The organism is Sphaerochaeta sp. UBA5849, from assembly GCA_002432715.1.
Lineage (GTDB): Bacteria > Spirochaetota > Spirochaetia > Sphaerochaetales > Sphaerochaetaceae > Sphaerochaeta.
The window spans coordinates 1,761-25,780 of sequence record DJGJ01000021.1; the positions used below are offsets into that span (position 1 = coordinate 1,761).

Genomic DNA, 24,020 nt, shown 5'->3' on the forward strand with positions numbered 1-24,020 from the left:
CTTGATCGGAAGGTAGGTCTTAGCTCACTTGGACTCATCAACAGCATGCGTGCGATCATATTTCCGGTGGCGGTCTCGACATTCAACCTGATCATCATCAAGAACTATATGACCAGCATCCCGGTCTCGCTGATTGAGAGCGCAACCTTGGACGGCTGCAACGATGTGACGATTCTGCTTAAGATCGTCCTACCCCTCTCAGTCTCCATCATTGCCGCAGTCACGTTGTTTTACTTTGTAAGTTATTGGAATAGGTATTTCGAGGTTATCATGTTCATCAATGACAGCCGCAAGTACACCCTGCAGGTGGTCTTGCGCTCGCTGATGTTCGAGTCCGACGAGTCGCTCGGCGGTGGTCAGTATGTCTACAACAACCTGAAGATGGCAGTCATGGTACTGGGCTTGCTTCCGGTTCTGATCATCTACCCGTTCGTCCAGAGACACTTTGTCTCAGGCCTCATGCTCGGAGGCGTCAAGGGTTGATACGGGGTAGGCTCTACTTCCAAATTCTTCTTCATTACCCCTTTGCAGGTCGGCTTCAGACGAGGCCGGCCTGCTTTTTTACTCTCTGTGTTCAAGCAATTATTTCTCTCTCTGTACTACGATCGGCCAACAAGAATATTTGTTGGTTTATACAGACATCCAGCAGACTCTAGACGAGATAGAGAACAGTTCTATGAGTAATTTCTGGATAGCTATTGTAAAATATACATCTAATTGAGGATTTTTCTCATTTAGTTGTTTACTTTTATCAAATTTAGCATATATTTGGAGCTAAAAGGAGAGGAACAATGCTTTTACAATTCAATTTCAAGAACTTCAAGTCCTTTCGCGATGATGCAACGTTGGATATGACGGCAACAAAAATCACTGAGTTAAGCGGTCACGTAATACCTATAGGTAATGAAAAAGTGCTTCCTGTTGCTTCAATTTATGGTGCGAATGCAAGTGGAAAATCCAACATACATGAAGCGTTTCGCTACATGGCTACGTATGTAGTCAGTTCTTTCAGTTTTGGAGGTGATGAGGGTGGTAGAAAAAATAAATCAGAGTTTCTCAAGCCAACCCCATTCCTATTTGATAATTCAACCAAGGATGCAGAATCTTCTTTCGAAGTGTATTTCATTACTTCCGAGGACCTTGGGTCGAAGACCTACCAATATGGGTTTACTGTTGATCAAAGCGGGATACAAGAGGAGTGGCTGAACTATAAGTCCAAATCTTCGCGTGGTAACTATACAATGATTTTCTCTCGGAAGGGTGAAACGCTCGATATGTCGGGCATTGCACCGAAAAGTCAAGAGAACCTGAAAATTGCACTGGAGAAAGAAACGCTGGTAGTTTCTCTAGGCGCGAAGCTGAAAATTGCAAAGCTGAAATTTATACGAGATTGGTTTCTCGGTAATGAGTTTGCAAATTTCGGACATCCAATTGAGAACTATTTCTTATCTACGCAACTTCCGAATGGATTCATCGAACAAGAAGCCGTTCAGAAAAAAGTACTTCAATATTTTTCTGCTTTCGATCCTTCCATCATTGGTTTCAACATCGAAACAGTTGAGACAAATGACGACAACAAGGTTTCCAAGGTGCATATCGATGCGGTTCATGCAATGACTGATTCAAATCAAACAGCGGCTATTCCGTTAAAACTTGAATCGGCAGGGACTCTAAAAATGTTTGCAATCTACCCACTATTACAAGAGGTTTTAGAAAGTGGTGGTGTCTTGTGTATTGATGAACTGGATGCCCGGCTTCATCCGTTGCTTGTACGAACGATAATTATATTGTTCCTGGATTCTGAGACAAATGCGAATCATGCTCAATTAATTTTTACCACACATGATGCCTTTCAACTCAGCAGCAATATTCTCCGACGGGATGAAGTGTGGTTTGTTGAGAAAAGCGAATCAGGAATTTCTTCTCTGTATTCATTAGTCGATTTTGTCGATGAGGATGGCTCAAAAATTCGCAAGGATGAGAATTATGAAAAGAATTATCTACTTGGAAAGTATGGAGCAATTCCTACGATGAAAGCATTTGACATGTTCAAGGAGACTCTGGGTGACTGACAGAACAGGAAGACAGAAAACTCGAGAGCAACGTATGAAAAGACGTGTCCCTGAGTTGGGATACTATTTTATCGTTACGGATACGAAGGAGACCGAACAAAATTATATACTTGGCCTTAGAGACTCTTTTCCGGCTCACATCCAAGGGAAGCTAGTAATCAAAGTATGGAAAGCAAGAACTGTTGATCTTGTCGAGAAAGCTCTTGAGATGGCGTCGTTGCACCCGCAATTTGGTGAGCCTTGGATTATTTTCGATCGCGATCAAGTCCCAAATTTTGATGCAATTATCACTGCGGCTCAACAACAAGGGATTCATGTTGGATGGTCAAATCCCTGCATTGAGATTTGGTTCCATGCCCACCCACCAGGAATCTGTTTCTTGTTGTGCCGGTTTTTCCAAGAAATACAAGCATATCGTTGACCAAACATATGAAAAAGCAGACCGTTCAATCTATGAGAAACTCTGCAAATTCGGTAATGAGAATACCGCGATTTCAATCGCTGAGACAAAATATGCAGAATACAAAAACCAGTGCATCACCCTTCCTTCCAAGATGTGCCCATGTACAACAGTTCACATACTCGTGAAAGAGCTCAAAGGAAAAGTCTCCCAATAGAAAAGAAGCAAAGGATTACTTCAAGCGTATCAGGCCCTCCTCTCGGAGGGCCTTTCTATCTACTCCTCGAACAACTCCTCGAAAGTGGGAGTGCTATCAGTCGCATCCTCTTCGTATTTCTCCTCCTCCAACGCCCTGACCGTACTATTGCCTACCGAGTGGTAGAGATAGAGCTGGTCGAGGTACTCGATGGCGGTTCGGATCTTGGAACGCAAAAGATAGCCGCTGCGATCGACTTGGGCGAGCATCGCCTTCAAATCGACATCGGGCTTCCAGTCATACGCCTTGCCGTGGAAGTCCACGATCTTCTCTAGAATCTGCTGGATTTCCCGGGGTGTCAGCGGCTTGAGCTGGGGAGCATTCACAATCGCATCGAGAACCGCCTTCATCGGCATCTGGTCTTCGGGGAACAACTCCTCAAGATTCTGGTACTCCCCCTTGCCCTCGATCACATCCTCGATATAGGAGGAGCTGAATGCAAACAGGCTGAACGTCGCCTCCAGCTGCTTGGGAGGGAACAGGAAGGACGCAATCGTCTGGTAGGCCTTGGCACGGGCCTTCTTGCTCAAGCGACCGATCAACTCGGACTCATCGAAGAGCACCACCCAGCCCCGGTAGCCCAGCTGCCGGAACAGATGGCTGACAAAGGCGATGTAGTCCTTGGTATGCCGTGACTTCACGAAGTTCTGATTGAACGACACCTTTTCATTGAAAATCCTGCGATACATCTTCTTGATCATGGGATTGGGAACAAAGTCCCCTTCCATATCGGTACGCAGAAGGAACTGCTCCTCCTGGTCGTCGGTATGCACATAGGAGCGCAAGAGGTAGTAGAGCCTATCGGTCTCAAGCTGCGTGGCTGCATAGAGCAACAGATCGTTGGTTAGCGGAACATTGGGAGTAAGCTTGTCCAGCTCCTGGGTGAACCCCGGCTGCAGATGTCCGGGCAGATACGTATTGCTGATCAGCTTTGGATAAACCAGATACGGCTTGTCCAGCGGAGTCTCCTTGCTCAGGGACACCACCGAAACCACCATGTTTCGTGCATGGGCAAGCGTATAGACAGTATTGAGCAGGTGGGTCTTGCCCTCGCCATACTTGCCGCTGAAAATCATGGCATCGCTTAAGCCCTCTTCGCACACCTTGTCGAGCTTCTCGATGATGTTGCTCAATAAGTCGGCGCGCGCCTCACAGAAGTGATGCCCTATCGCCTTTGAAGGAATCCCCGAGCGCAGGGCCTCGATCATATGTCTTTCTTCATACCCCCAGCTCATACTGTCCCTCCTCTGCATCATCCTTGAGCAACCCCAATGTCGCCTGATTCACCAAACGCGGAATGGAAACCCCTCCCAGCTTTGCCTGCTTGATCAAGTTCCGGGCGGTCTGCTCATCAATGGGCTGAGTCTCTACATTGATATGTTGAACGAACGAGGCCAGTTTTTGGCTCATCTCAACCAGCATATCCGGTGTGTATACCTGCATGGCCACCGCATCGAGATCAATGATGTCGGTGAACTTGTTGATCCTATCGGATACCACCTCGTTCTGGATGCGCATCCACAGCGCCTGATAAGCCTTCAGGCCGGCATTCTCATTATCGATGAGCTCTCGGCCGAACCCGAACACCACAAAGAAGTGATTGAACGTGTCGATGTCGTCTATGAGCTGGCGGATGCTCTCATAGGTATCCTCACGCTTCATCTTCGTATAGTGAAAGGGATTCATACCCGAATTGTCCACCATGACATCCAAATCATCGACGGTGACAACCAGGCCGTTGTACCCGGCAAGGTGCACCAGTTCCGCAAGCGAGCGCAACAGGTTGCGTGCATTGTACTTGGTGATCCTGCTTGGAGCCATTCCCAAGGGCCTGAGGCTGGTCATGCGGATCTTCTTATCCCCGTGCAACCACCCGAGGACCAGGTCCTTGTTTGCCTGCTCAAGAGCAGGGTGGCCAAGCAAGGAACCGCAGAGCAGACTGCACGCAAGGCTGAAGTTGTTGTCCATCCGGCGGTTGTCCAGAAACATCTGCTTCAGCTGGTTGCGAATCTCGCGCCTGGTAAGACCGTCGGCCAAGCCTTCAATTGCCAACCGATCCAAGAATGTAGAACCGGGTTCAATATCCTTGGCCGAAAATCCCATCGCCTCAACAATCCGATCACTGCAGCGCTCAAGCAGGCTCATTACATCAGCTTGCTTGAGCACCTCCAAGTAGAACTCACGAAAGTCATGGAGCCAGAGCGCCCGCGCAGAGAGGGAAACCGTTAAATATCCCTCCTGTTTGGCAACAGATTGAAACAAGTGCAGGCAGTGGGTCTTGCCGCTGCCCTTGCCGCCGGTCAAGAACTTAATCTTGCTGCCGCCTTGCAGAATGAACTGTTGCAGGTACTTCTCCCGCCAAAAGTCGGTGAGGAATTGGACCCCAACCGTAAGCTGGCCGAGCAACTCCTCACTATCGGGAACCTCGCCTTGCGATAGCTGGGCAATGGTTGCGCTGATTCGTGTCTCTGTCTCCATCTGCTACCTCACTAAAAAAATCTGATCGTAGCCAAAAAATGCTCTGCACCACTACGGTCGAGAATGCGAAGCGTCTTATTGCTGTTGCGGCTCGGGCCGAACTGATAGCTTCTCCCGCCCTTGACCTCCACCAGCTCGTTGTCGAACAAGCGGGCGATATCGAAAGCATAGCTTTGCTGGTCGTAGTCCTTGCGGAATCGGCTCATCGGCACCAAATACTTGTACAGCGTGGTCAGATAGAGGTCCGACCCGGCGGGCTTGTTCAAATTCAGGAGAGCAAGGTCGTAAGCCGCAGCCAACTCATTGGCGAACTGAGCCGCATTGAAACTGGCTTTGTACAGCTTTTCCTGTCCGGCCTTGATCAAACCGACCAAGGAGGAAGGCCTCAGACATGAGACCTTCTTGCGGTCGACATAGACCTCTTGGTTCTCTACATCGATGCGTACCGTGTAGGGAAACATCTCAAAGAGAGGGAATGAACCAATGACATCAACACCCTTCTTTGCACATTCAGCAAGCAACTGCTCGGTAAAGAGACCGCTTTGGAGGTACTCTTTGGCATCAAAACCGTCAAGCAACGCATGCATGTCGGAAACAAGGGACTCGACATCCTTGCTTAGCTGACTGAGCTGGGTGGTATCGGAAAGGGAGCGGAAGACATCACCACTCTCCATCTGCTTGGCAATAGACTTTTGCAACTTGGCTACACTTTTGAGCTTATCTTTCAAGGCCTTCTCAAAATCCTGATATTCTCCATACAAGGTATCGTAATCCATGGCATCTCCTTCACTGTATATTGGTAAAATCATAGAGTATGAACAGAAGCTGTTCAATCCTAAAAGGAAAAAAACAATACATTGCCATAGCAAGGCTGCTATGGTAGGGTGACAGAAGGAGAGTACCTAAGCGATGTCCTTCTCACTCTACGCTTGGCAGGGCGCGTGCATTGAATCCTGGCTGGGAAACCAAGGCCGCGGAATCGTGCAAGTAGTCACCGGAGCCGGTAAAACCATCCTTGCCCTTTATGCCGCCAAGGAATTGCAACAACAGCTGAACAAAAAGCTGCATATCGTCGTCATCGTTCCCAAGACCTTCCTCGTCGGGCAGTGGAAGGCGAGCATTCTCTCCCATCAGAAGGACCTGGGTCTTACCCGGGACGATATCGGCTGGGTCCATGGCAACCACCATCAGGCCCATAACAAACCGGTTATGATTTATGTGGTCAACTCAGCTCGGTACACCCTTGCAAACATCTTGCAGCAGAAACTGCAGCAACATGAACCGGTTCTGCTCATCGCCGATGAATGCCACCACTATGCAAGTGAAGAGAACCACAAGATATTCTCCTTCCTCGACAAGCTGCCTGAAGCGGACAAGAAACACTATCACGCCCTGGGGTTGTCGGCCACACCGCAAGTCAATGGATTTGAAACCCGTCTGGTTCCGGCTCTTGGTCCTCTTTTCTATACGTATGGCTTCAATGAGGCGATGCAGCAAGGGGTGATCAACCAAGCGGTCATACATAATATTGAGCTTTCCATGACAGAAGAGCAGAAGTTTCTCTACGCCGAGCTGACAGCAAGAATCAGCTCAACATCGCACCGATTGAGAAACCTTGTTCCCGACCTGAAAAAACTTAAAGGCCTTGCATTCTTCTATGCCATCGAGGACCTATGTACCAGCAAAAATGAAACGATTGCAGATCTGGCAAGGCTTTTGGTTTCCCTCTATCATCAGCGTCGGGCGATAATCAACCTGGCACCACAACGCCTCGATTGCGTCTTCGATCTCATCAGTCTTTTGGACCATACAAGCAAGATCATCATCTTCGGCGAGCGAATATCGCAAAGCGAGGAGTTGTATGAGAGGCTCAAGCGCCGATATCCCAAAGAAGTGGTGCACTATCACAGCGAGATGGGGGATGTCGAACGAACACTGGCTCTTGAACAGTATCGCAGCGGGGAAGCCAGAATCCTTGTCTCCTGCAAAGCCCTCGACGAGGGTCTGGACATTCCCGCCGCCGATGTGGGCATCATCCTCTCCTCCACGAGCGAACAACGACAGCGGGTCCAGCGTATGGGAAGGGTGCTCAGGCGGCAGGAGGGCAAGCATAAGGCAAGCCTGTTCTACCTTTCGCTGGCCGATACGGTAGAGGATGCCAATCTGCTTGAGGAGGGCATTGAAATGGTGCAGGAGGGCTATCTCTCCTACACCGACCATTTCATCCATCCCGTGTATGATGAGCTTGCCGATACGCTCACTGAGGCAGTCCAAAAAAGCAAGAAACCCATACCCGGCCTTCAGGCATTGCTTGACCAGGGAAGAGTGAGAAACGACTGGTACGAGGATCCTGCTGTACTACAGGCATGGAAGAACCAAGAGACCAGCCCTGTGAAGAAGCGCTATTACAGCTGCATGAGGACACTCGCCCTCTTGAGGGAGAAATCGTAGGATTTGATTCCTCATTCCCGCATATTCCCTACAGGAGCATCCTCCTTGCCTTGCAAGAGGATCGTTTTCCAACGCAGAGATGGTTTTGGGAAGCAGACCGATTCTCAAAGCGGCTTGTTTCTGCGTCAAGCCCAAAGCCTCCCTGCGTGTCCTGAGGCAAGAGCCTAATTGGACCGGTGTCTGGATAGGGTACTGCATACATCCTCCTATGCTACATCAGCATACCCTATAGGGGTGTTTTTACATCCTCCTATACCGTGTTGCCGGACCAACGCCTTCCTTTTTCACCAAATACGACTGTACCATCCCGGCAAGAACTCTCTTGGCACTGGTGGCGCTGATACCAAGCTGGTGCTCGACATCGGATCGGGTGATCGTCTCTGTTGTAAAAAACAGAGAAAGTACGCGTTGGTGTACAGCCTTCCTATCGGATACATAGACCTTTCGCTCATGAACCTCTGTATAGCTCACCTTTGGAAGTACGACTGTTACGGTGTTCTCAGTAACCAGAAAGGATGGTTTTTGCAGAAAGTCCCTATAGGACTCCTGAATTCTTCGTACTCCGGTGGCAAAGCGTTCCATGATTGAAAGCCTAAGGAATACTTGGGCCAATATTGCATTTCTCGGAACTGAAATTCGGCCGCTAAGATATTCAGCAAGAGAAAGGCCTGACGGCAGACTTCCCGGCGAAGTTATCTCGAGCCGGTCGGGATAAGCAGCCACCCTGATACCAACTCTCAGACTGTAATCCCGATGCACAAGAGCATTCACCAATGCCTCCCGGCAAGCTTCTCGGGGAATCTGGATACGATTCTCCCGGTAGAAGCCACTGACTTGCTCATACTGAGCATACCATGCATCCAAGAGTTCAAGAACACGATGATATTGATACAATACCGAGCAATCCTCCAGACTCTCCCGATGCAGAAATATGGAAGAACTCTCTCCAAACCTGGCAATGTCCAGTGAAGCGTGATAAGGCCCGGGACTATCACTGAGAAGCTGACCAGCATAGGTATACCCTTGCCGATTGACCAGTCCCAGGGTTTTAAGAAGATCATTGTTCAGGGCTTCGATGCCGAGAACCTTCTGAAACTCTGCCTCTAATTGTTTGAAGCTCAGATCCTGTTTGCTTGCCGGCAGCTCTTCGTATGCGAGTGCACAACCTTGGAGAACCAACTGTCTTAATTGTGCGGCATCTACAGGTGCAGTAGAGGTATCAGAGCGCATGTAGGCACGATTCTGATAATAATACGGTGGATTCAGTCCTTTGCAAACTGAGAGAACAACCAATTGGCGGCCTTCTCGTGTGCACGTGGAAAGGGTATACGACGGGCGTGGAGAGATTTCGTCATTGATGGCATGCTCGACCTGTAGCATCAACTGCTGTACGTTCTCAACACCAAGGACGGTACTGTCATCCTTGATGCCGAAGATAATTCTGCCATCAAGATAGTTGGCAAAGGCCGATACTGTTTTCAAACAAGAGGGTGTGTATACCTCCTTATACTCGCAATCGCTGCTTTCTGGCACTTCAATCACCTCGTTTCTCCTTAGCATACGACAGAATGGGCCGATTATGCTATTATCGGACCAAAATTGGTCCGATAAGGTAATCCGGTTATATCCTAAGGAAGAAGCGGGCTCGGATTGCTTCTCACCTAATGTGCTGCAGGGCCAAACTTATCAGATGCTCCGTCCAATCAGCCATGAAAAGAGGGATATTAAGTACATCACCATCAAGTTTGAGATTCTGCAAGGAATAGCGGATTCTCAAACTAAAATCATCGTCATGCAGGCGTTTGATGGCTTTCAACGAAGGACTGGAGATATTGGTGTCTGCCTTTACTTCGATAGGGATGATATGATTCTTATGTTGGAGAAGGAAGTCAACCTCATATCGGTTGTCACTACTGGTCCAGTACCGCAAAGGGACAGGAAACGCTGCAGTCAATGCTTGCAGAATATAATTCTCTACAAATGCTCCCTTGAACTCGGTAAACAATTGCGTAGGATGGAGGAAGGATGAGATATCCAGTTGAGCCAGTCTCCTCAGTAAAGCAACATCGGCTGCATACACTTTAAAAGCAGACAAATCCTCATATGCCGACAAAGGCAAAGCAGGCTTGGTACAGCGAGACACCTTGGTAACAACTTCAGCAGAAACCAACCAGTGAAGTGCATCCTCATACTCTCTTGCTCTCGCTCCTTGTTTCACGAGTTGGTACAAGAATTTCTTGTTTTCTCTTGCTAGTTGTGAAGGAAGGGAACGCCAAATATGCATCAGTTTCGGATACTCCCTAGGCTCGGGATGTTTTGCAAAATCCCGTTCGTAGGCTTGGATGATCGACCATAAGATACCGTCTATCTGTCCACTATGTTTCTCGTTCACCCATCGGGCCATGGCTTCAGGCATCCCACCAATCAGAAAATATTTCTTTAAGTTCTCAACCAAAGGATTGAAGAAAGCATCGGGAATTGGGTCCAAATCAACTTTCGCATCCAGATATGCAATCAAATTCTTCTCATCCTCTGCAACCAGCATTTCCCTAAACGTAAGAGGCAGGATTCGTAAAAAATCAACCTGGCCGACCGGAAAGGAAGTGGGTTTTGCCAAAGCCACCCCCAGCAACGACCCGGCACAGGCAACATGATACCCCTTTCCATTTTCATGGAAATATTTCAACGAGTTCAATACTTCAGGAGCATCCTGGATTTCGTCAAACACTATGAGCGTCGAGCCTTCTGTAATTGGAAAGCCGATGGCAAACTGGAGATTACTCAAAATCCTTGTTATATCCTTGGTCGATGAAAAGAATTGTCGATATTCTGGATGTTCATCAAAGTTGAAAAGGGCAACCCGCTCATAGTATCTCCTACCAAATTCCTTGAGCAGCCAAGTTTTTCCTACTTGGCGAATACCTTGGAGAAGCAGTGGTTTTCGGTACGGTGACTCTTTCCAAGTTACCAAATCCTGCATTGCATTTCTTTCCATTCTTCCTTTCCTCTCTTCTGATTAAGTATAGAACGAAATCGCAAAGCGGTCAAAACCAATCACATATTTCCTGCAGATTTTGTGAGTTTCATCACACTTTATGCAGGTATTTTGTGATATGTATTTTATTATGTCCATATATAATACTTTTACTAGTGCAGAATTTCACCACTAGAAAGCTTGTTCATGTTTTGAACATAGTGTTATGAAGCATAGGAGACCTAAAGGCAAAGACAATAGAGGCGTGAGAATACGATTGAGCATACACATACATGGTTTATAAATTCTTCATTTATCGTATACTTTATAAACCGGATACTACAAAGGAGAACCACATCATGTTTGCTGATCGCTTGAAACGAGCACGTATCTCATCTGGCTTCTCGATGCAAAAACTTGCAACGAAGGTTGGAATAAGTGCCAATATGATCAAGAAATACGAGCATGGTGAAAGCATGCCTTCTTCAGCCACTCTCATTAAACTGGCTGCTTCCTTAGGTCTCAAGAGCGAGTATTTCTTCCGTCCAACGCAGATTGCATTACAGAACATACAGTATCGGAAAAAGTCATCGCTTCCTCAGAAAGTTCTTCAGCAGATTGAAGCGGATGTACTTGAACAAGCTGAACGCTGGTTCGAGCTGAAACAACTCTGGCCGCACTTCCCCATTTCTCCTGCGGTTCTGCCACCCGCCACGATTAAGAGTCTTGACGATATCCAAACATATGCGATGAACCTTCGTGCAACATGGAATTTGGGAATCAAGGAAATCCCGAATCTTACTTCTTTGTTGGAAGAACATGGATTTTTGGTGATAATGACACATATTCAAACCCAGGGTGCTTGTGATGGGCTTCAAGCATCCATTGAAGGAACACCCATTCTTGTGTGTCAGCACCAAGGTGACGGCACTCGCCAACGCTTCACCTTGGCTCATGAACTTGCCCATTTTGCATTCGCATCGTCGCTTCCGCCTGAATTGGATCTGGAATCGTGTTGTCATCGTTTTGCCCAGGCTTTTCTCTTACCATTGCCAACGATTCACGCTTTCCTTGGGACTAAACGACAGGCATTGGAAATCGGTGAGTTGTACCTTATCAAGCATCGGTATGGGATCAGCATGCAAGCGTGCATACGACGTGCCTTTGACACTTCAATCATCTCCGAATCTACCTACAAGAATCTCTGTATTATGTTCTCCTCCAATGGGTGGAGGAAACAGGAACCAGGGGAACCCTATCCGCTTGAGTCGACATCCTGTTTCAAGCATCTTGTGTATCGAGCATTAGGGGAGAACATCATTGGTGAGGCAAAGGCAGCAGAGTTGCTTGGCCAGTCTGTTATGGAGTTTCATCGTAGTCGTTATATGAGAGATAGTGATGTCGCGCTTGTTAGTCAGTGACACCAACATCTTCATAGACTTGGAAGAGGGTAATCTGCTGAACGAATTTTTTGCCCTACCGTACGAGATTGCAGTACCTGATATCCTCATAAGTAGCAGCAGTGTGCGCAGCCGAAAGATGGATGCCCATCGGCACCAGCCGGTCGGCCATTTCCAGCGAACCCGCGAGCTCGGGGGCCAGCGACCAGCGGCGGATCAGACCCTCGGCGTACTCGACCACCGGCGTGTAGTGCCGCTCATCGGGCAGGCGCAGGTGCCTCTCCTCCATCGCTCCCTTCTCAAAGGGGCTGAAATACGGCCCCTCCAGGTGCAGGCCCGGCAGGTGCGGCATGCCATCGGTGAGCTTGCTTGCCTGCTTGAACACATCAAGTGTCTGATAGAGGTGCTTGTCCGTGGATGCCAGGGTGGTGGGAAGGATGGTCGTAGCTCCAAAGCGCAGGTGGGCTTTTGCTGCCTGCTCGAAGGCCTCGACCGTCCCGTCCATGTAGTCAAATCCTCCCGAGCCGTGGGTGTGGATGTCCACGAACCCCGGGGAAAGGTACAGAGAGTGGCAATCAATGATGGAGGTTGCTTGCTTTACCCAGATTTCAGGAACTGGTTGGGAGCCGAAGGCTTGAATAACACCTTTGTCTTCCACCAAATACCCATTCTGTATGACTGTATCTTCTAAAATTAGATTTCCGTTGGTAAAGAGTTGCATCTAATAAGAATCCTTTGAAGGAATTAGTGCAGCATAAAATAGATATTTCTGTATCTACATGCTGTACTAGATGCAATCCTATCATCGGAAAAAGAGTCGGACTATATACGTTTGTTGCAGGAATATATCAATTTCGTTCATCGCAGAGCACACAGAAAGACCGACTTCTCAGTCGGCTTCTTGAAGGTGGTTCCGATTCTTGCCTTGCGGCCTTCCAACAGGACAAGGGATCGAATCTCCTTGCCACCCTGCTGTGCCGCAGGCAGGTTGTCTGGCAACCTATCTCTTTCTTCCAAGGTATCGCTTGTGGCATTGCCCTGCTCCCTTGGTTTCTTGGCTATAGTTAACAACGAATAGATGAAGAAAGTATGAACAAGCGGTAAGAAATGTATAAATCGTGCAAGAAAAAGTACTCCTGCCTGTTCAATTATTGAACAGATGAAAAAACAGAAGGGACACCTCCTCAAAAGTGTCCCCGTTGCTGAAACATGCAGCATTCCTGCTTCTTATGTAATCGGAGCCGGATTGAAGTAGCACAGGAAGTTGTTCAAGCCGAACTGCTCGGCATACGGCTTTTGGCCGCTTGCCACATCGAGAATGAGATTGAACAGCTGTTCACCCACCTGCTGCACCGTTGCCTCTCCGGTTGCTATACTGCCTGCATCGAGGTCGATGAGGTCCTGCCACATCTCTTTCATGACGTTGCGCGAGCACACCTTGATCACCGGAACCTCGGCCAAACCATACGGAGTTCCACGGCCGGTCATAAACACCTGCAACGTGATACCGCTGGCAAGCTGGGAAGGTCCGCAGACAATGTCACTGGCAGGAGTCGCTGCAAAGATGAGGCCCTGTTTGGTAGGCAGCTCTCCAGCCCCGATCACCTCGACGATAGGAGCCTTGCCGCTCTTCACAATCGATCCCATCGCCTTCTCGACGATATTCGAAAGGCCGCCTTTCTTGTTGCCCGGAGTCGGATTTGCACTGCGGTCGACACCACCCTTGGCAAGGTACTGGTCGTACCAGCCGATCTCGGCAACCAACTTGTCGACGGCTTGTTTCGTCGTACAGCGCTTTGCAAGCAGATGCACGCCGTCGCGCACCTCGGTCACCTCGCTGAACATCACCGTAGCACCGCCACCTACCAAAAGGTCGCTGGCATAGCCTGCCGCAGGATTGGCGGTAATACCGCTGAAGGCATCACTGCCCCCGCACTGCATACCGATGCAGAGCTTGGCAATAGGAAGCGTCGTTCTTGTACGTTCATTCAGCTTCTTGAGCTTCGACTTTGCCATCTGCATCAGAGCCTCCATCATAGCCGCGAAGCCTGGATGATCCTGCAGCATGATTACATTGTCTTTGGTGATTTCCCCCTCGTCCAGCAGCTTGTCGACGGTGAGCTTCTCACACCCGAGCCCGACTACCATGACCTGGCCGCCGAAGTTTGGATTCTTGATGGTGTTCCTGATCGAACGAATGGGAATGACGGCATCGGGGGCGTTGATAGCCACCCCACAGCCGTAGGCATGGTTGATTGCGACCACCGAATCGACATTCGGGTACTTGGGAAGGAGCTCACCCTTAATGCGCTTGACCAACTGATCGACCACCCCGCTGACACACTGGACCGTAGTGGTAATGGCAAGAATATTGCGCGTTCCAGCAAACGGACCATCGGGGTTCTCATACCCCTCAAAGGTGGTGCGTTTGGGCTGGGGAAGCCGAACTTCATCGGGTTGGGAGAACTGCAGTTCACTCAAGGAAGGTTGTTCGGGGAGCTCAAGCATATGCTCGTTTATCCACATACCCTGCTTTACATCCTCTAGCAGATAGCCAAGCACCACACCGTACCGAAGAACGGCATCACCTTTGTGCAAGTCCATCAGGGCCACCTTGTGACCCTGGGGAATGTCGGAAAGCAAGACAAGCCCGGTTACGACCTCACCTTTGCTTGCAGCTTCGGTGAGGATGGCTACATTGTCGGCTGGATCGATCTGGATCAGGCGTGCCTTCATGCCTCCTCCTTCTTTGCCTTCTTCTTGGTCTTGTACTCATCGTAGAATACATAGACCAAGGAGAACAGGATAAGTAGCCAGATTACATTGCCGATCGGACGGCTGAAGAAGGTTCCAAGGTTTCCCCCTGCACCCTTGATGGAGTCGACGAAGTACTTCTCAAGGTCATCGCCGACCAAACCGAAGAACACCATGGCCCAGACATCGAACATATTGCCGTTCTGCGTGGTATAGCTGCCGACCGTACAGAGCAGGATGATCACGGGGTAGATCCTGGTCTTGGGGAAGTTGATGACCTTTACAATGTGCTTGATCGGGTAGAACATAACCACAAACATCAGGATGTTCGCAAGCCCCAAGGCGATCAGGATTGCCCTCCAGATTTCCGGATTGTTCATAATGAACAGCGGGCCTACCTGGATGCCCTGGAGCATGAAAGCGCCGATGAGCACAGCGGTCGTACTGTCACCGGGAATGCCCAAAGAGAGTAAAGGTATCAGGGCACCGCCGGTAAGACCGTTGTTTGCACCTTCGCTGGCAATTAACCCATCGATAAGTCCTGTTCCAAACTTTTCAGGGTGCTTGCTCATGCTTTTTGCCTGTGAGTACGAAAGAAGCGAAGCAGCCGAACCACCGACACCGGGAAGCACACCGACAAACGTTCCGATCAAGCCCGAGCGAAGCAGGTTGAAGCCCTGCCCCTTGAAATCCTTGAATGAGAAACCACGGGTCTCGTGGTTGAGGTCCATCTTCTGATGTTCCTCCTTCATGCCTGTCTCAGCTTCCTGGAAAATCTGGACCAAGGCAAAGAGACCGATAAGCACCGGCAACAGCTGGAAACCCATGCGAAGGTCGACTTTGAACAGATCGGGGACCATACGCATCTTGTTGTTGTCGGCGAACTGGCCGATCAAGGCGACAAGGACGCCCAAAAATCCTGCAAAAATCCCCTTGATCATCGCACCCTTGCTCAAGGCGGCAATAATGGTAAGAGCGAACAGGATGATCAAGAACTTCTCAATAGCCGAGAAGTTGATCGCAACCCTCGCAAGCGGAGGGGTGAAGAACCACAGACAAACCAGGCTGATAAGTCCGCCGATGAGGCTGGCGGTAATGCCGATTCTCAGTGCCCTCAGTCCCTCGCCTCGTTTTGCCATCGGGAATCCGTCAAAGCCGGTACAGATGGATGACGGGGTGCCGGGGATGTTGATCAGGATGGCAGGGATGAGCCCGCCCGAGATTCCTCCGACATAGAGACCCAGCAGGAGAAACAAGCTGGTCGTCAGGTCATAGGCATAGGTAAGAGGGAGAAAAATGGCGATGGCCATGGTCGCCGTCATACCCGGAAGGGCGCCGAAGATGATTCCGATCACCACTCCGATGAACGACATTACAAGCTGGCTAATTCCAAACGTAAACACTTCCATTGCTTCACTCCTTAGGGCAGGGTAATCTTGAAGACCGTACCGAACAGAAACCAGATCAACGTCGAGGAAACGACTGAGATGATCAGGGAGATCAAGAGCGATCTAAAGTCTGGATTCGACCAGAATTTCTTGGTCTTGAAAGCCACCGGAATCGAAGCAAGCTGGGCGATGCCTACAAACAGGACATTGAACAGGAAAATAAAGAGTATCGAGGCGGGAAGGAACCCCATTACATTCATGGCAGGGATATACAGCAGCAGAAGCACCAAAGTTCCCGGCAGCCTGATCTTGTCCCAGTTGGCCACAAAAAAGTGATAATTCTTGAAGTTGAAGAAGGGCTTGCCCTGCTTCTTGCATCTGATTGCCCGTTGAATGAGCATGACGACCATCAAGAACACCAAAATTCCCATGATGATGGGTGGAAAAAGCCAGTGGGAGGTGGATGGTTTATAACTGATACGCGGCATGGGATTTCTCCTTACAGACTGACTGCAGACCTAGGGGTCTGCAGTCATATTGATACAAACAATCAGAAATTTACAGAACCAGGTCGTCCAAGGAAGGAGCCCTGTCGATCAAACCCTGGAGGCTGTCGCGCTTTGCATAGATGAAGTCCTTGCTCTCGGCAGCAGTGAGATACTTACCGGGGCGGTAGGTCATCTTGCCAAGGTCGGCGATCAAGCCTGGATCAGCATTGACGCGCTTCATGGCAGCATCGAGCTCGGCGATCAAAGCGGCGGGGAAATTCTTAGGCAGGTAGATCAAGAAGTCCTTGGAGAAGCGGAATTCCTTGCCGTCAAGGGTGATGCCCTGATCAGCATAGCTGGTTGCATTCACGCCTTCGATGTTGTCCAAAAGGCCAACAAACTTCATGGCAAGCTTCTTGTCGGTGGTCTGGGTGTACTGCAGCAGGCTGGTATAGTCGGCAAAAATGACGTCGGCATTGCCGTCCCAGAGCATCTGCAGCTTGTCACCGGTGGATCCGCCGATTACGACCTTGATGCGGTCGGCAATGGCCTTGCCATAGGTGTCGACAACCCACTGGTAGTATACGATGAAACCAATGTGGGAAACACCGCCGGCCTCACAAGCCATGCGTACAATTGCACCGGGGTTCTTCTGCAGGTACACAGGAATGTCTGCCAAATCCTTGTACGGAGCATCGGCCTTGGCGCCCCAGGCTGAACCGGGGTTCTGGGCGATGCGGGGACCGACGGTCATGTTCTCGAGGCTGTACATCTCATCATAGGCACCAAAGGAGATGCCAAGGTAGGTCATGTCGTGGAACATCATGATGGTTGAACCATCAGCTTTGGAAGTCTGCATGGCGTCGAGAGCCTTTGCAGCACCGACGGCATCGACTTTCAGGTTTGCACCCAGCTCTTTGCCAAGGTAGCGGCTCACCGTCTCGGCAATCAAATACGAGTCACCGCTGGTCGCGGTTGATCCGATAACAACACGGACATTCTGGCCTTTGAAGGTGGGAGCTGCAGTTTCGGTTGTTCCGGCTGCAAACATCATGCCTCCTGCAAGCATCAAACAAACAGAGAGAACCAACAATTTTTTCATGGGATATNNTTGACCGCCCCCAAGGAGAGCGGCGATATGTCATACACCTGCACGCAGGTCCATATCCAAACTACCGGGTGTTTTTGTCACCAACCCGCCATTGATAGCGTACGCTTGGTTTTTGCATCTGTCAACGAAAAAATACATCTTTTCAAAATCCTTTTGATTTTTTATAATGAAATCATTAAATTTTCAATTAATCGATGAAAGAATATCGCTAATTCTCGTTTTATCTCATAGCAAATGCATATTATTTAAAAGTATGTATAAATTGTTTATTTATAGTACTTTATGTAATTCCTTCTTTCATAGTCATGAAAGGAAGCACAAAAACACAGTGTACAAAGGACACACATATTCAAAAAATCAATGAAATTTTATATAACATCATTTGATTTTTCAAAGTAAAAACAAATACCCGGACTCTACAGAATCATCCCCCAGAAAGGAATGGAAATCAAAGAGAGCATCGTACTTATGATCACCAGCTTGGAAGCATAGGTGGTATCCCTTCCATACTTGGAAGCCAGGATGACTGTAGAAGAACCGCCGGGCATTGCAGCAAGAATAACCCCCACTCCGATGAGCAGCCTATCAATGCCCAGCAGCTGTCCTGCTACAAGGGAAACCAAGGGAATAAAGACCAAACGAAGGAAGGAAAACTGCACAAGATGGGTATCGATGCGAAGGTGCTCCTTCTCCATCTCCCCGAACAACGAACCGATAAGGAGCATGGATAGGGCCGTGGTGCAACCACCCAGACTTGAAAGGGTCATCCGGGCGAAGGTGGGAATCGGAAGGCGGGTGACCATCAGAACAAGACCGACATAGACTGCAACCATGCATGGATGCAGGATGACCTTCATTGCCGCCTGCTTCTTATTGGCGGCAGCCGGGCTGAAAATAGCAAGGCCCGCCGTCCACATCACCACCCGTTGGGGAATGAGGTAGATGGAGGCGTACATCAGGCCGGTCGCCCCAAACAGCTCTCCTGCAATCGGAAGCCCCAAAAATCCTGCATTGGAAACAAGAATGCCATAGTGGAGAACACTGCGCTTGGCATGATCAACCTTGCGAAACGTGATACGGGTCAAAAGATAGCAGAATACCTGCACTCCTACCGAAATAAGAAAAATCACGGACATGGATGCAAGCAGCTCGGCATTGATATCTATCTGAAAGGAAAGAACGATGCTGCACGGAAGGGTGACATAAAGGACCAGGTCGGTGAGCAAAGTCTTGGCGGTATCGTTGAAGATACCGACCTTTCGCAATACCAAACCGATTGCCAGCAGGGCGAACAGTTGCCCCTGCAGATTCCAGAGACTGGAAAAATCCATCTGCATCTCCCCTTTCAGACAGAGCACAAGGCTCTGCCTGCATGCTCATGCTCAGCGAACCAAGGCAGGACGCTTGGGGTCGAACTTCCAGCCGGGAATCAGATACTGCATGCCGATCGAGTCATCGCGGGCTCCGAGGCAGTTCTGTTCGTAGACCTTGTTGGCCTTCAGGATCTGGTCGCGGTCCACCTCGATGCCCAGGCCCGGCTTGTCGGAAATCGCAATATGACCGTCCTCGATCTTGGGAGGATTGACGGTCAGCCGTTCAATGCCCTCCTGCCAAATCCAGTGGGTGTCGATGGCGGTAGGATTGCCCGGGACAGCAGCACCGACATGGGCGATCATAGCCAAGGAGATGTCGAAATGGTTGTTGGAATGCGACCCCCACGTCAGACCGAACTCATCACAGAGCTGGCCGACCCGTACCGCTCCGCTCATGGTCCAGAAATGGCAGTCGGCAAGGGGAATGTCCACACTCTGGAGCTCAAGCGAGTGTCCGAATTCACGCCAGTCGGTGGCGATCATGTTGGTGGCGGTGGGAAGACCGGTGGCACGGCGGAACTCGCTGAGCACCTCGCGCCCGCTATAGCCCTTCTCAGCGCCGCAGGGGTCCTCGCAATAGGTGAGAATGCCATGCATGTCCTTGCACAGCGAGATGGCTTCCTTAAGCGACCACCCACCATTGGGGTCGAGGGTCATGCGGGCTTCGGGATAGGCCTTCTTCAACGCCTTGATCACCTCGATCTCCTGCCTCCCCACCAGCACTCCACCCTTGAGCTTGAAATCCTTGAAGCCATACAGCTGTTGGCTGGAGCGGGCAAGTTCTACAACAGCATCGGCGTCCAAGGCCTCTTCATGGCGAAGGCGGTACCAATCGACAGTATTGTTCTCATCTGCATAGTAAGGCAGATCGGTCTTCCTGCGGTCGGCTATGAAAAACAGGTATCCAAGCACCTTCACGCGGTCGCGCACCATGCCGTCCCCGAGCAGGGAAGCCACGGGAACCTCCAAGTATTGGCCGAGCAGATCGAGCAGCGGAGCCTCAATCGCGGTTACGACATGAATGCCGGTCCTCAGATCGAAGGTCTGCAGACCACGGACGTCGCTCTCGTCGTTTCCCAAGGCTGCCTTTACTTTCAGCAGTGTCTGCTTGTATGCGCTGAGCTTTGAACCTTCGACGACAGGCTTGACCTGTTCCAGGGCACGGGTGATCTTCTGTCCACCGGGGACCTCCCCAACACCGGTGTTTCCCTGGCTGTCGGTGAGAATGACGATATTTCGGGTAAAAAAGGGAGCATGGGCTCCGCTGAGGTTCAGCAGCATGCTGTCCTTGCCTGCTACGGGATAGACTTCCATCTTCTGGATATACGGTGTCATGGGTTCTCCTCCTGATCGGGAACATGGTGTTCAGACTACGTTCACCTTCAAGGCTATAACGGTTTTCCATGATTGTCAATTTAATGTTAGTTTTTTATAATAGCATATTAATATTTTATAATGTTATTTGACTAATTTACCTTTAAAGTCTCATAAACAAAGAGGCTGGAGCAGGCCCATACAATTTCTTACCGATGCCCTCGAAGTAAATCTGCATTATTGGTTTGATTATCCAATTTTTTCGTGCAATACTATAACAACATTATACAAATCAACTATACTTTCTAATGCAAATCGAGGAACCATCATGCCCATTGATACCGACAAGTACAATATCAAGACTGTAGCCCGTTGTTTTCAAATCTTGGACTACGCCTCCGATCAGAGCGGTCCCATCTCCATCCAGGATGTGTGCACAGCCCTCGATACCAACAGCAACATGGCATTCCGCTTGCTTGCAAGCCTGCAAAACTCAGGCTATATGACCAAGGACCCGTATACAGGCCTCTATGCCATCTCCCTGAAAACACTGAAGCTCAGCAGAAGCGCCCTGCAGTCGCAGGAGATCCGCAAGGTGACGATGCCGTACCTGGAACTGCTGTGGAACCAGTTTCCCAAGGCAAACGTGAACATGGCCGTCTTTTACAATGGAGAGGTGCTGATGCTCGACCGCATCGATACGCAATCCACTCCCCGCACCTACTTCACCCCCGGCCGGCAGCTTCCGTTTCACTGCACCGCCCTCGGCAAGGTCCTTACCTGTGAGCTGCCTGAACAAGAGCTGGACAAGCTCATCCACGACAAGGGGTTGAACCGCTATACCGAGAAGACAATCACCGACCCCAATGCATTGAAGGAAGAGCTTGCAAAAGTCCGCAAGGAAGGAGCCGCCCGTGACCGCAACGAGTTCATCGATGGGGACAACTGCTCGGCAGTCCCTGTGCGCGGCCGTGACGGAAAAATCATTGCAGGCATCAGCGTAAGCGCCCTCACCTCCAATATGGCGGTCGAGGAGATAGAGGCAGCCATCCCCAGATTGAAGGACACCGCCTCCAAGATCTCCTATGTGATGGGCTACACTACCCAGCCGGGGATGTGATCGACACCATTTGTTCTACGCCAACCAAGGTGGCCAGCTTTGCTTCTTTCAGCTCATCGGTAAACCCTGATTTGGAGAACAGCCAATACTCGGCCTGTTCTCCTTTCAGTAAGAGAGTACTACGCTGGACCAGACGGGCATAATCGCTCAGCCCAACCTTGGTTGTTCTCCATTTGCATTCTGCAAAAACCATCCCACCCTGTACATCTTCGGCAACCAAATCCAATTCCTCATTCTGTTGATTGTGTTGGTCGAATCCCCACCAATGAGAGATTGCAATGATGGGTCTATCCGTGTGTTGGAGAAAATATGCATGGCACATTTGCTCAAACTGCCTCCCCACAAATTGATCCATATGCTGTTCCAAAAGAAGTAAGGGACCTTCTGGTTTTCCTTGCTCCAACAAAGCAAGATATGGATACACAAAACGCAGATAAAAAGCAAAAAGGGAATCAGAAATCCGATAGACCCCTTTCTTGATTTGTTTCTCACCGAAAGGCAGTTCTTTGGTAACAAGACCCAGTGTTTGAAGTGTTGCAAGGAGAGCAGCCAGATGTGCCGAGCTGACTCCGAGTTTATCCGCCATCTGGTTTGGTTTCGTGGTTCCCGAAGCAAGAAGCGCTAAAACTTGTGCATATTGGTCCGGATTTCGCGTCTCCATGGAAAGCAAAAATTGTGGTTCGTAGTACAAAGCACCTGTTTTCTCGAACCAAATCTCCCTGATTGCCTCCCACAAAGGCGTTTTTGATGCAAAATAGTGTACGTACAAGGGAACGCCACCGGTCATCGCTTGCACGAGAACCGACTCTATCGGACTTCGGCCACATAGCAAGGCTGTTTCGGCAAGAGAGAAAGAGTTGAGTTTCAATGTCCTTGTTCGACGACCGTACAATGGGCTTTTCGATCCCATTACTTCCTGTTCCATAAAACTGACTGATGAGCCGGTGAGAATAATCATGAGTTTGGTCTTCTTCAACATGTGGTCGATTGCATATTGAAGTACACTCATACTATTCGGAATGGATGAACAGAAATAGGGAAACTCATCGATTACAAAAATCAGTCGCTCATGCTCAGAAATTTCGGCAAGATACTCCAATGCCTTTTCGAAACTGGCAAATTGCACTTGGGCTTTCTGAAGCAGGGAATCACTGATGGCCTCTGACAACTTTGCCAGGCCGATTGTTTCTGTTCCTTTTTGGGCCATGTGATACACTGCACGCTTTTCTTCACAGAATCGTACCACTAATGACGTTTTGCCGATTCTTCGCCTACCATACATGACACAGAATTCAAAATCCTGCGATGCATACGCTTTTTCAAGATAGCCGAGCTCTTCTTCTCTTCCGATGAATAGTTGTTCATTCATGGATGTAGTCTATCACTCAATTACGTTTTAGTAAATCATATTTTAGTAAAACGTGTTTTTGTACTTCATCTGTTATACAAAGCAAGAGGCCGCCCTTTTTTTCGGACAGCCTCGACTTTGATTGCTTTGTATTACCACACTTCTTCAGATGTTCAGCCTACCACCGCAAAGCCTCCGTCGACCAGCTGCTTCTTCAGGTGCTCGATCTGCTTGGGCGGAGAGCTCAGGTTGGGCAGGTACGGGCTTCCCACCTGCAGGCCCACCAGGTTCGCCAGGTCCTTGGTCGCAACCGGGAAGCTCGATATGTCGGTCGCAAGCCTGATCGGGTTGAGGCGCCACTGCGCCTCAAGCGAGCCCTTCAGGTCTCCGGCCATGTATTTGTCGTAGATGGAACAGACAAGCTTGGGAAGGTAGTTCGCCGTCGAGCACACGGCCCCCACGGCCCCCACACACAGGCCTGAGTAGATCAGCGTGTCCTTGCCGCACATCACACGGAAGCCCACGTCGGCGTTGCGCCTGATGAACTCGATGGTCTGCGTCAGGTCCCCGCTGGAGTCCTTCATCCCCACAAGGTTGGGAATCGAGTGGGCAAGCTCCTCCACCACGTCCTGACTCATCGCGTAGCCGCACCGCCCGGGGTTGTTGTACAGCAGCACCGCCGTATCGGGCACCGAAGCGGCTATGCTCTTGATGTGGCCCTTCAGCTCCTCGTCGGTGGGCTTGATGAACATCGGCTGCAGGATCGAGACAGCCTTCGCACCCATCGAGGCGCCCATCTGCGCTATGCGGATGCACTTGCTCGTTCGGATGTTCCCCACCCCCATGTAGAGGGGCACGCGCCCGTCCACCTGGTCCAGCATGACGGCGAGCGCCCTCTCCATCTCCTCTTCCTCCATCATGTAGAACTCCCCGTTGGAGCCGAAGGCCAGGATGCCCGAGCACCCGCCCTCGATGATGAAGTCGATGAGATTGCGAAGCGCCGCCTCGTCCAGCGTCTCGTCCTCTTTGATCGGGGTCACGATCGGGGGGATGATCCCCTTGATGAATGATGTGTCCATGCCTACTGTCCGAT

General features: G+C 49.9%; 22 protein-coding genes. 6 read left to right on the forward strand and 16 right to left on the reverse strand.

The genetic code is table 11. The features are described 5' to 3' along the window. The 3 genes from B3K89_RS03085 to B3K89_RS03095 form a co-directional block, all read left to right on the forward strand. Positions 1–483: carbohydrate ABC transporter permease (locus B3K89_RS03085; protein ID WP_345907048.1), on the forward strand; the 483-nt coding region annotated here is incomplete at its 5' end. A gap of 308 nt (positions 484–791) precedes the next feature. After that, positions 792–2,072, forward strand: a complete 1,281-nt coding sequence (locus B3K89_RS03090; RefSeq protein ID WP_345907049.1) for an ATP-binding protein — start codon at positions 792–794, stop codon at positions 2,070–2,072. After that, positions 2,065–2,493: an RloB family protein gene (locus tag B3K89_RS03095; protein WP_298503568.1), complete on the forward strand. Its 429-nt coding sequence runs from the start codon at positions 2,065–2,067 to the stop codon at positions 2,491–2,493. The genes B3K89_RS03090 and B3K89_RS03095 overlap by 8 nt, the downstream gene beginning before the upstream one ends. 255 nt (positions 2,494–2,748) lie before the next feature. Here the strand turns inward: B3K89_RS03095 and B3K89_RS03100 are convergent, their stop codons facing one another. Genes B3K89_RS03100 through B3K89_RS03110 form a run of 3 tightly spaced genes read right to left on the reverse strand, consistent with a single transcriptional unit; the run spans position 2,749 to position 5,982 of the window. Further along, positions 2,749–3,963 (reverse strand): BREX system ATP-binding domain-containing protein, encoded by a 1,215-nt coding sequence (locus B3K89_RS03100; RefSeq protein ID WP_298503570.1) that lies wholly within the window; start codon positions 3,961–3,963, stop codon positions 2,749–2,751. Further along, on the reverse strand, positions 3,947–5,206 hold the full coding sequence (locus B3K89_RS03105; protein ID WP_298503572.1) for a BREX system ATP-binding domain-containing protein: 1,260 nt from the start codon (positions 5,204–5,206) through the stop codon (positions 3,947–3,949). The genes B3K89_RS03100 and B3K89_RS03105 overlap by 17 nt, the downstream gene beginning before the upstream one ends. Before the next feature lie 11 nt (positions 5,207–5,217). Then, positions 5,218–5,982, reverse strand: a complete 765-nt coding sequence (locus B3K89_RS03110; RefSeq protein WP_298503574.1) for a hypothetical protein — start codon at positions 5,980–5,982, stop codon at positions 5,218–5,220. 133 nt (positions 5,983–6,115) lie between these two features. On the opposite strand from B3K89_RS03110, the gene B3K89_RS03115 reads away from it, so the two are divergent. Next, positions 6,116–7,657: a DEAD/DEAH box helicase gene (locus B3K89_RS03115; RefSeq protein WP_345907050.1), complete on the forward strand. Its 1,542-nt coding sequence runs from the start codon at positions 6,116–6,118 to the stop codon at positions 7,655–7,657. On the opposite strand, the gene B3K89_RS03120 is transcribed toward B3K89_RS03115, so the two are convergent. The 3 genes from B3K89_RS03120 to B3K89_RS03130 form a co-directional block, all read right to left on the reverse strand. Then, positions 7,565–7,855 (reverse strand): helix-turn-helix transcriptional regulator, encoded by a 291-nt coding sequence (locus B3K89_RS03120; protein WP_345907051.1) that lies wholly within the window; start codon positions 7,853–7,855, stop codon positions 7,565–7,567. The genes B3K89_RS03115 and B3K89_RS03120 overlap by 93 nt on opposite strands. A 42-nt stretch (positions 7,856–7,897) precedes the next feature. Continuing rightward, positions 7,898–9,199 (reverse strand): RNA-binding domain-containing protein, encoded by a 1,302-nt coding sequence (locus tag B3K89_RS03125; protein WP_345907052.1) that lies wholly within the window; start codon positions 9,197–9,199, stop codon positions 7,898–7,900. A 115-nt stretch (positions 9,200–9,314) separates the two neighbouring features. Continuing rightward, positions 9,315–10,652 carry an ATP-binding protein gene (locus B3K89_RS03130; protein ID WP_345907053.1) on the reverse strand — a complete coding sequence of 446 codons (1,338 nt, stop codon included), beginning with the start codon at positions 10,650–10,652 and terminating at the stop codon, positions 9,315–9,317. Between the two features lie 272 nt (positions 10,653–10,924). Between B3K89_RS03130 and B3K89_RS03135 the strand changes: the two genes are divergently transcribed. Further along, complete coding sequence (locus B3K89_RS03135; RefSeq protein WP_298504104.1) at positions 10,925–12,052, forward strand: helix-turn-helix domain-containing protein; 1,128 nt, start codon at positions 10,925–10,927, stop codon at positions 12,050–12,052. Positions 12,053–12,107: 55 nt separating this feature from the next. On the opposite strand, the gene B3K89_RS03140 is transcribed toward B3K89_RS03135, so the two are convergent. From B3K89_RS03140 to B3K89_RS03175, 8 genes are all read right to left on the reverse strand, one after another. Then, complete coding sequence (locus tag B3K89_RS03140) at positions 12,108–12,689, reverse strand: amidohydrolase family protein (RefSeq protein ID WP_345907066.1); 582 nt, start codon at positions 12,687–12,689, stop codon at positions 12,108–12,110. A 200-nt stretch (positions 12,690–12,889) separates the two neighbouring features. Next, positions 12,890–13,030 (reverse strand): hypothetical protein, encoded by a 141-nt coding sequence (locus tag B3K89_RS03145; RefSeq protein ID WP_345907054.1) that lies wholly within the window; start codon positions 13,028–13,030, stop codon positions 12,890–12,892. 228 nt (positions 13,031–13,258) lie between these two features. Next, entirely contained in the window at positions 13,259–14,767 is a 1,509-nt protein-coding gene (gene garD, locus B3K89_RS03150) for a galactarate dehydratase (RefSeq protein WP_345907055.1), read from the reverse strand. Further along, positions 14,764–16,194 (reverse strand): tripartite tricarboxylate transporter permease, encoded by a 1,431-nt coding sequence (locus B3K89_RS03155; RefSeq protein WP_293894336.1) that lies wholly within the window; start codon positions 16,192–16,194, stop codon positions 14,764–14,766. The genes garD and B3K89_RS03155 overlap by 4 nt, the downstream gene beginning before the upstream one ends. A gap of 11 nt (positions 16,195–16,205) precedes the next feature. Continuing rightward, on the reverse strand, positions 16,206–16,661 hold the full coding sequence (locus tag B3K89_RS03160) for a tripartite tricarboxylate transporter TctB family protein (RefSeq protein ID WP_293894337.1): 456 nt from the start codon (positions 16,659–16,661) through the stop codon (positions 16,206–16,208). Between the two features lie 70 nt (positions 16,662–16,731). Further along, positions 16,732–17,763: a hypothetical protein gene (locus B3K89_RS03165; RefSeq protein WP_293894339.1), complete on the reverse strand. Its 1,032-nt coding sequence runs from the start codon at positions 17,761–17,763 to the stop codon at positions 16,732–16,734. Positions 17,764–18,188: 425 nt separating this feature from the next. Next, positions 18,189–19,103 carry an AEC family transporter gene (locus B3K89_RS03170; RefSeq protein WP_345907056.1) on the reverse strand — a complete coding sequence of 305 codons (915 nt, stop codon included), beginning with the start codon at positions 19,101–19,103 and terminating at the stop codon, positions 18,189–18,191. A 51-nt stretch (positions 19,104–19,154) separates the two neighbouring features. After that, entirely contained in the window at positions 19,155–20,480 is a 1,326-nt protein-coding gene (locus B3K89_RS03175) for an enolase C-terminal domain-like protein (protein ID WP_293894343.1), read from the reverse strand. A gap of 307 nt (positions 20,481–20,787) precedes the next feature. Between B3K89_RS03175 and B3K89_RS03180 the strand changes: the two genes are divergently transcribed. Next, on the forward strand, positions 20,788–21,579 hold the full coding sequence (locus B3K89_RS03180; RefSeq protein ID WP_293894345.1) for an IclR family transcriptional regulator: 792 nt from the start codon (positions 20,788–20,790) through the stop codon (positions 21,577–21,579). Here B3K89_RS03180 and B3K89_RS03185 read toward each other — a convergent pair. Then, positions 21,560–22,948 carry an ATP-binding protein gene (locus B3K89_RS03185; RefSeq protein WP_293894347.1) on the reverse strand — a complete coding sequence of 463 codons (1,389 nt, stop codon included), beginning with the start codon at positions 22,946–22,948 and terminating at the stop codon, positions 21,560–21,562. The genes B3K89_RS03180 and B3K89_RS03185 overlap by 20 nt on opposite strands. Before the next feature lie 152 nt (positions 22,949–23,100). After that, positions 23,101–24,020, reverse strand: a 920-nt coding sequence (locus B3K89_RS03190; RefSeq protein ID WP_345907057.1) for a dihydrodipicolinate synthase family protein, incomplete at its 5' end; no start/stop codon positions are given.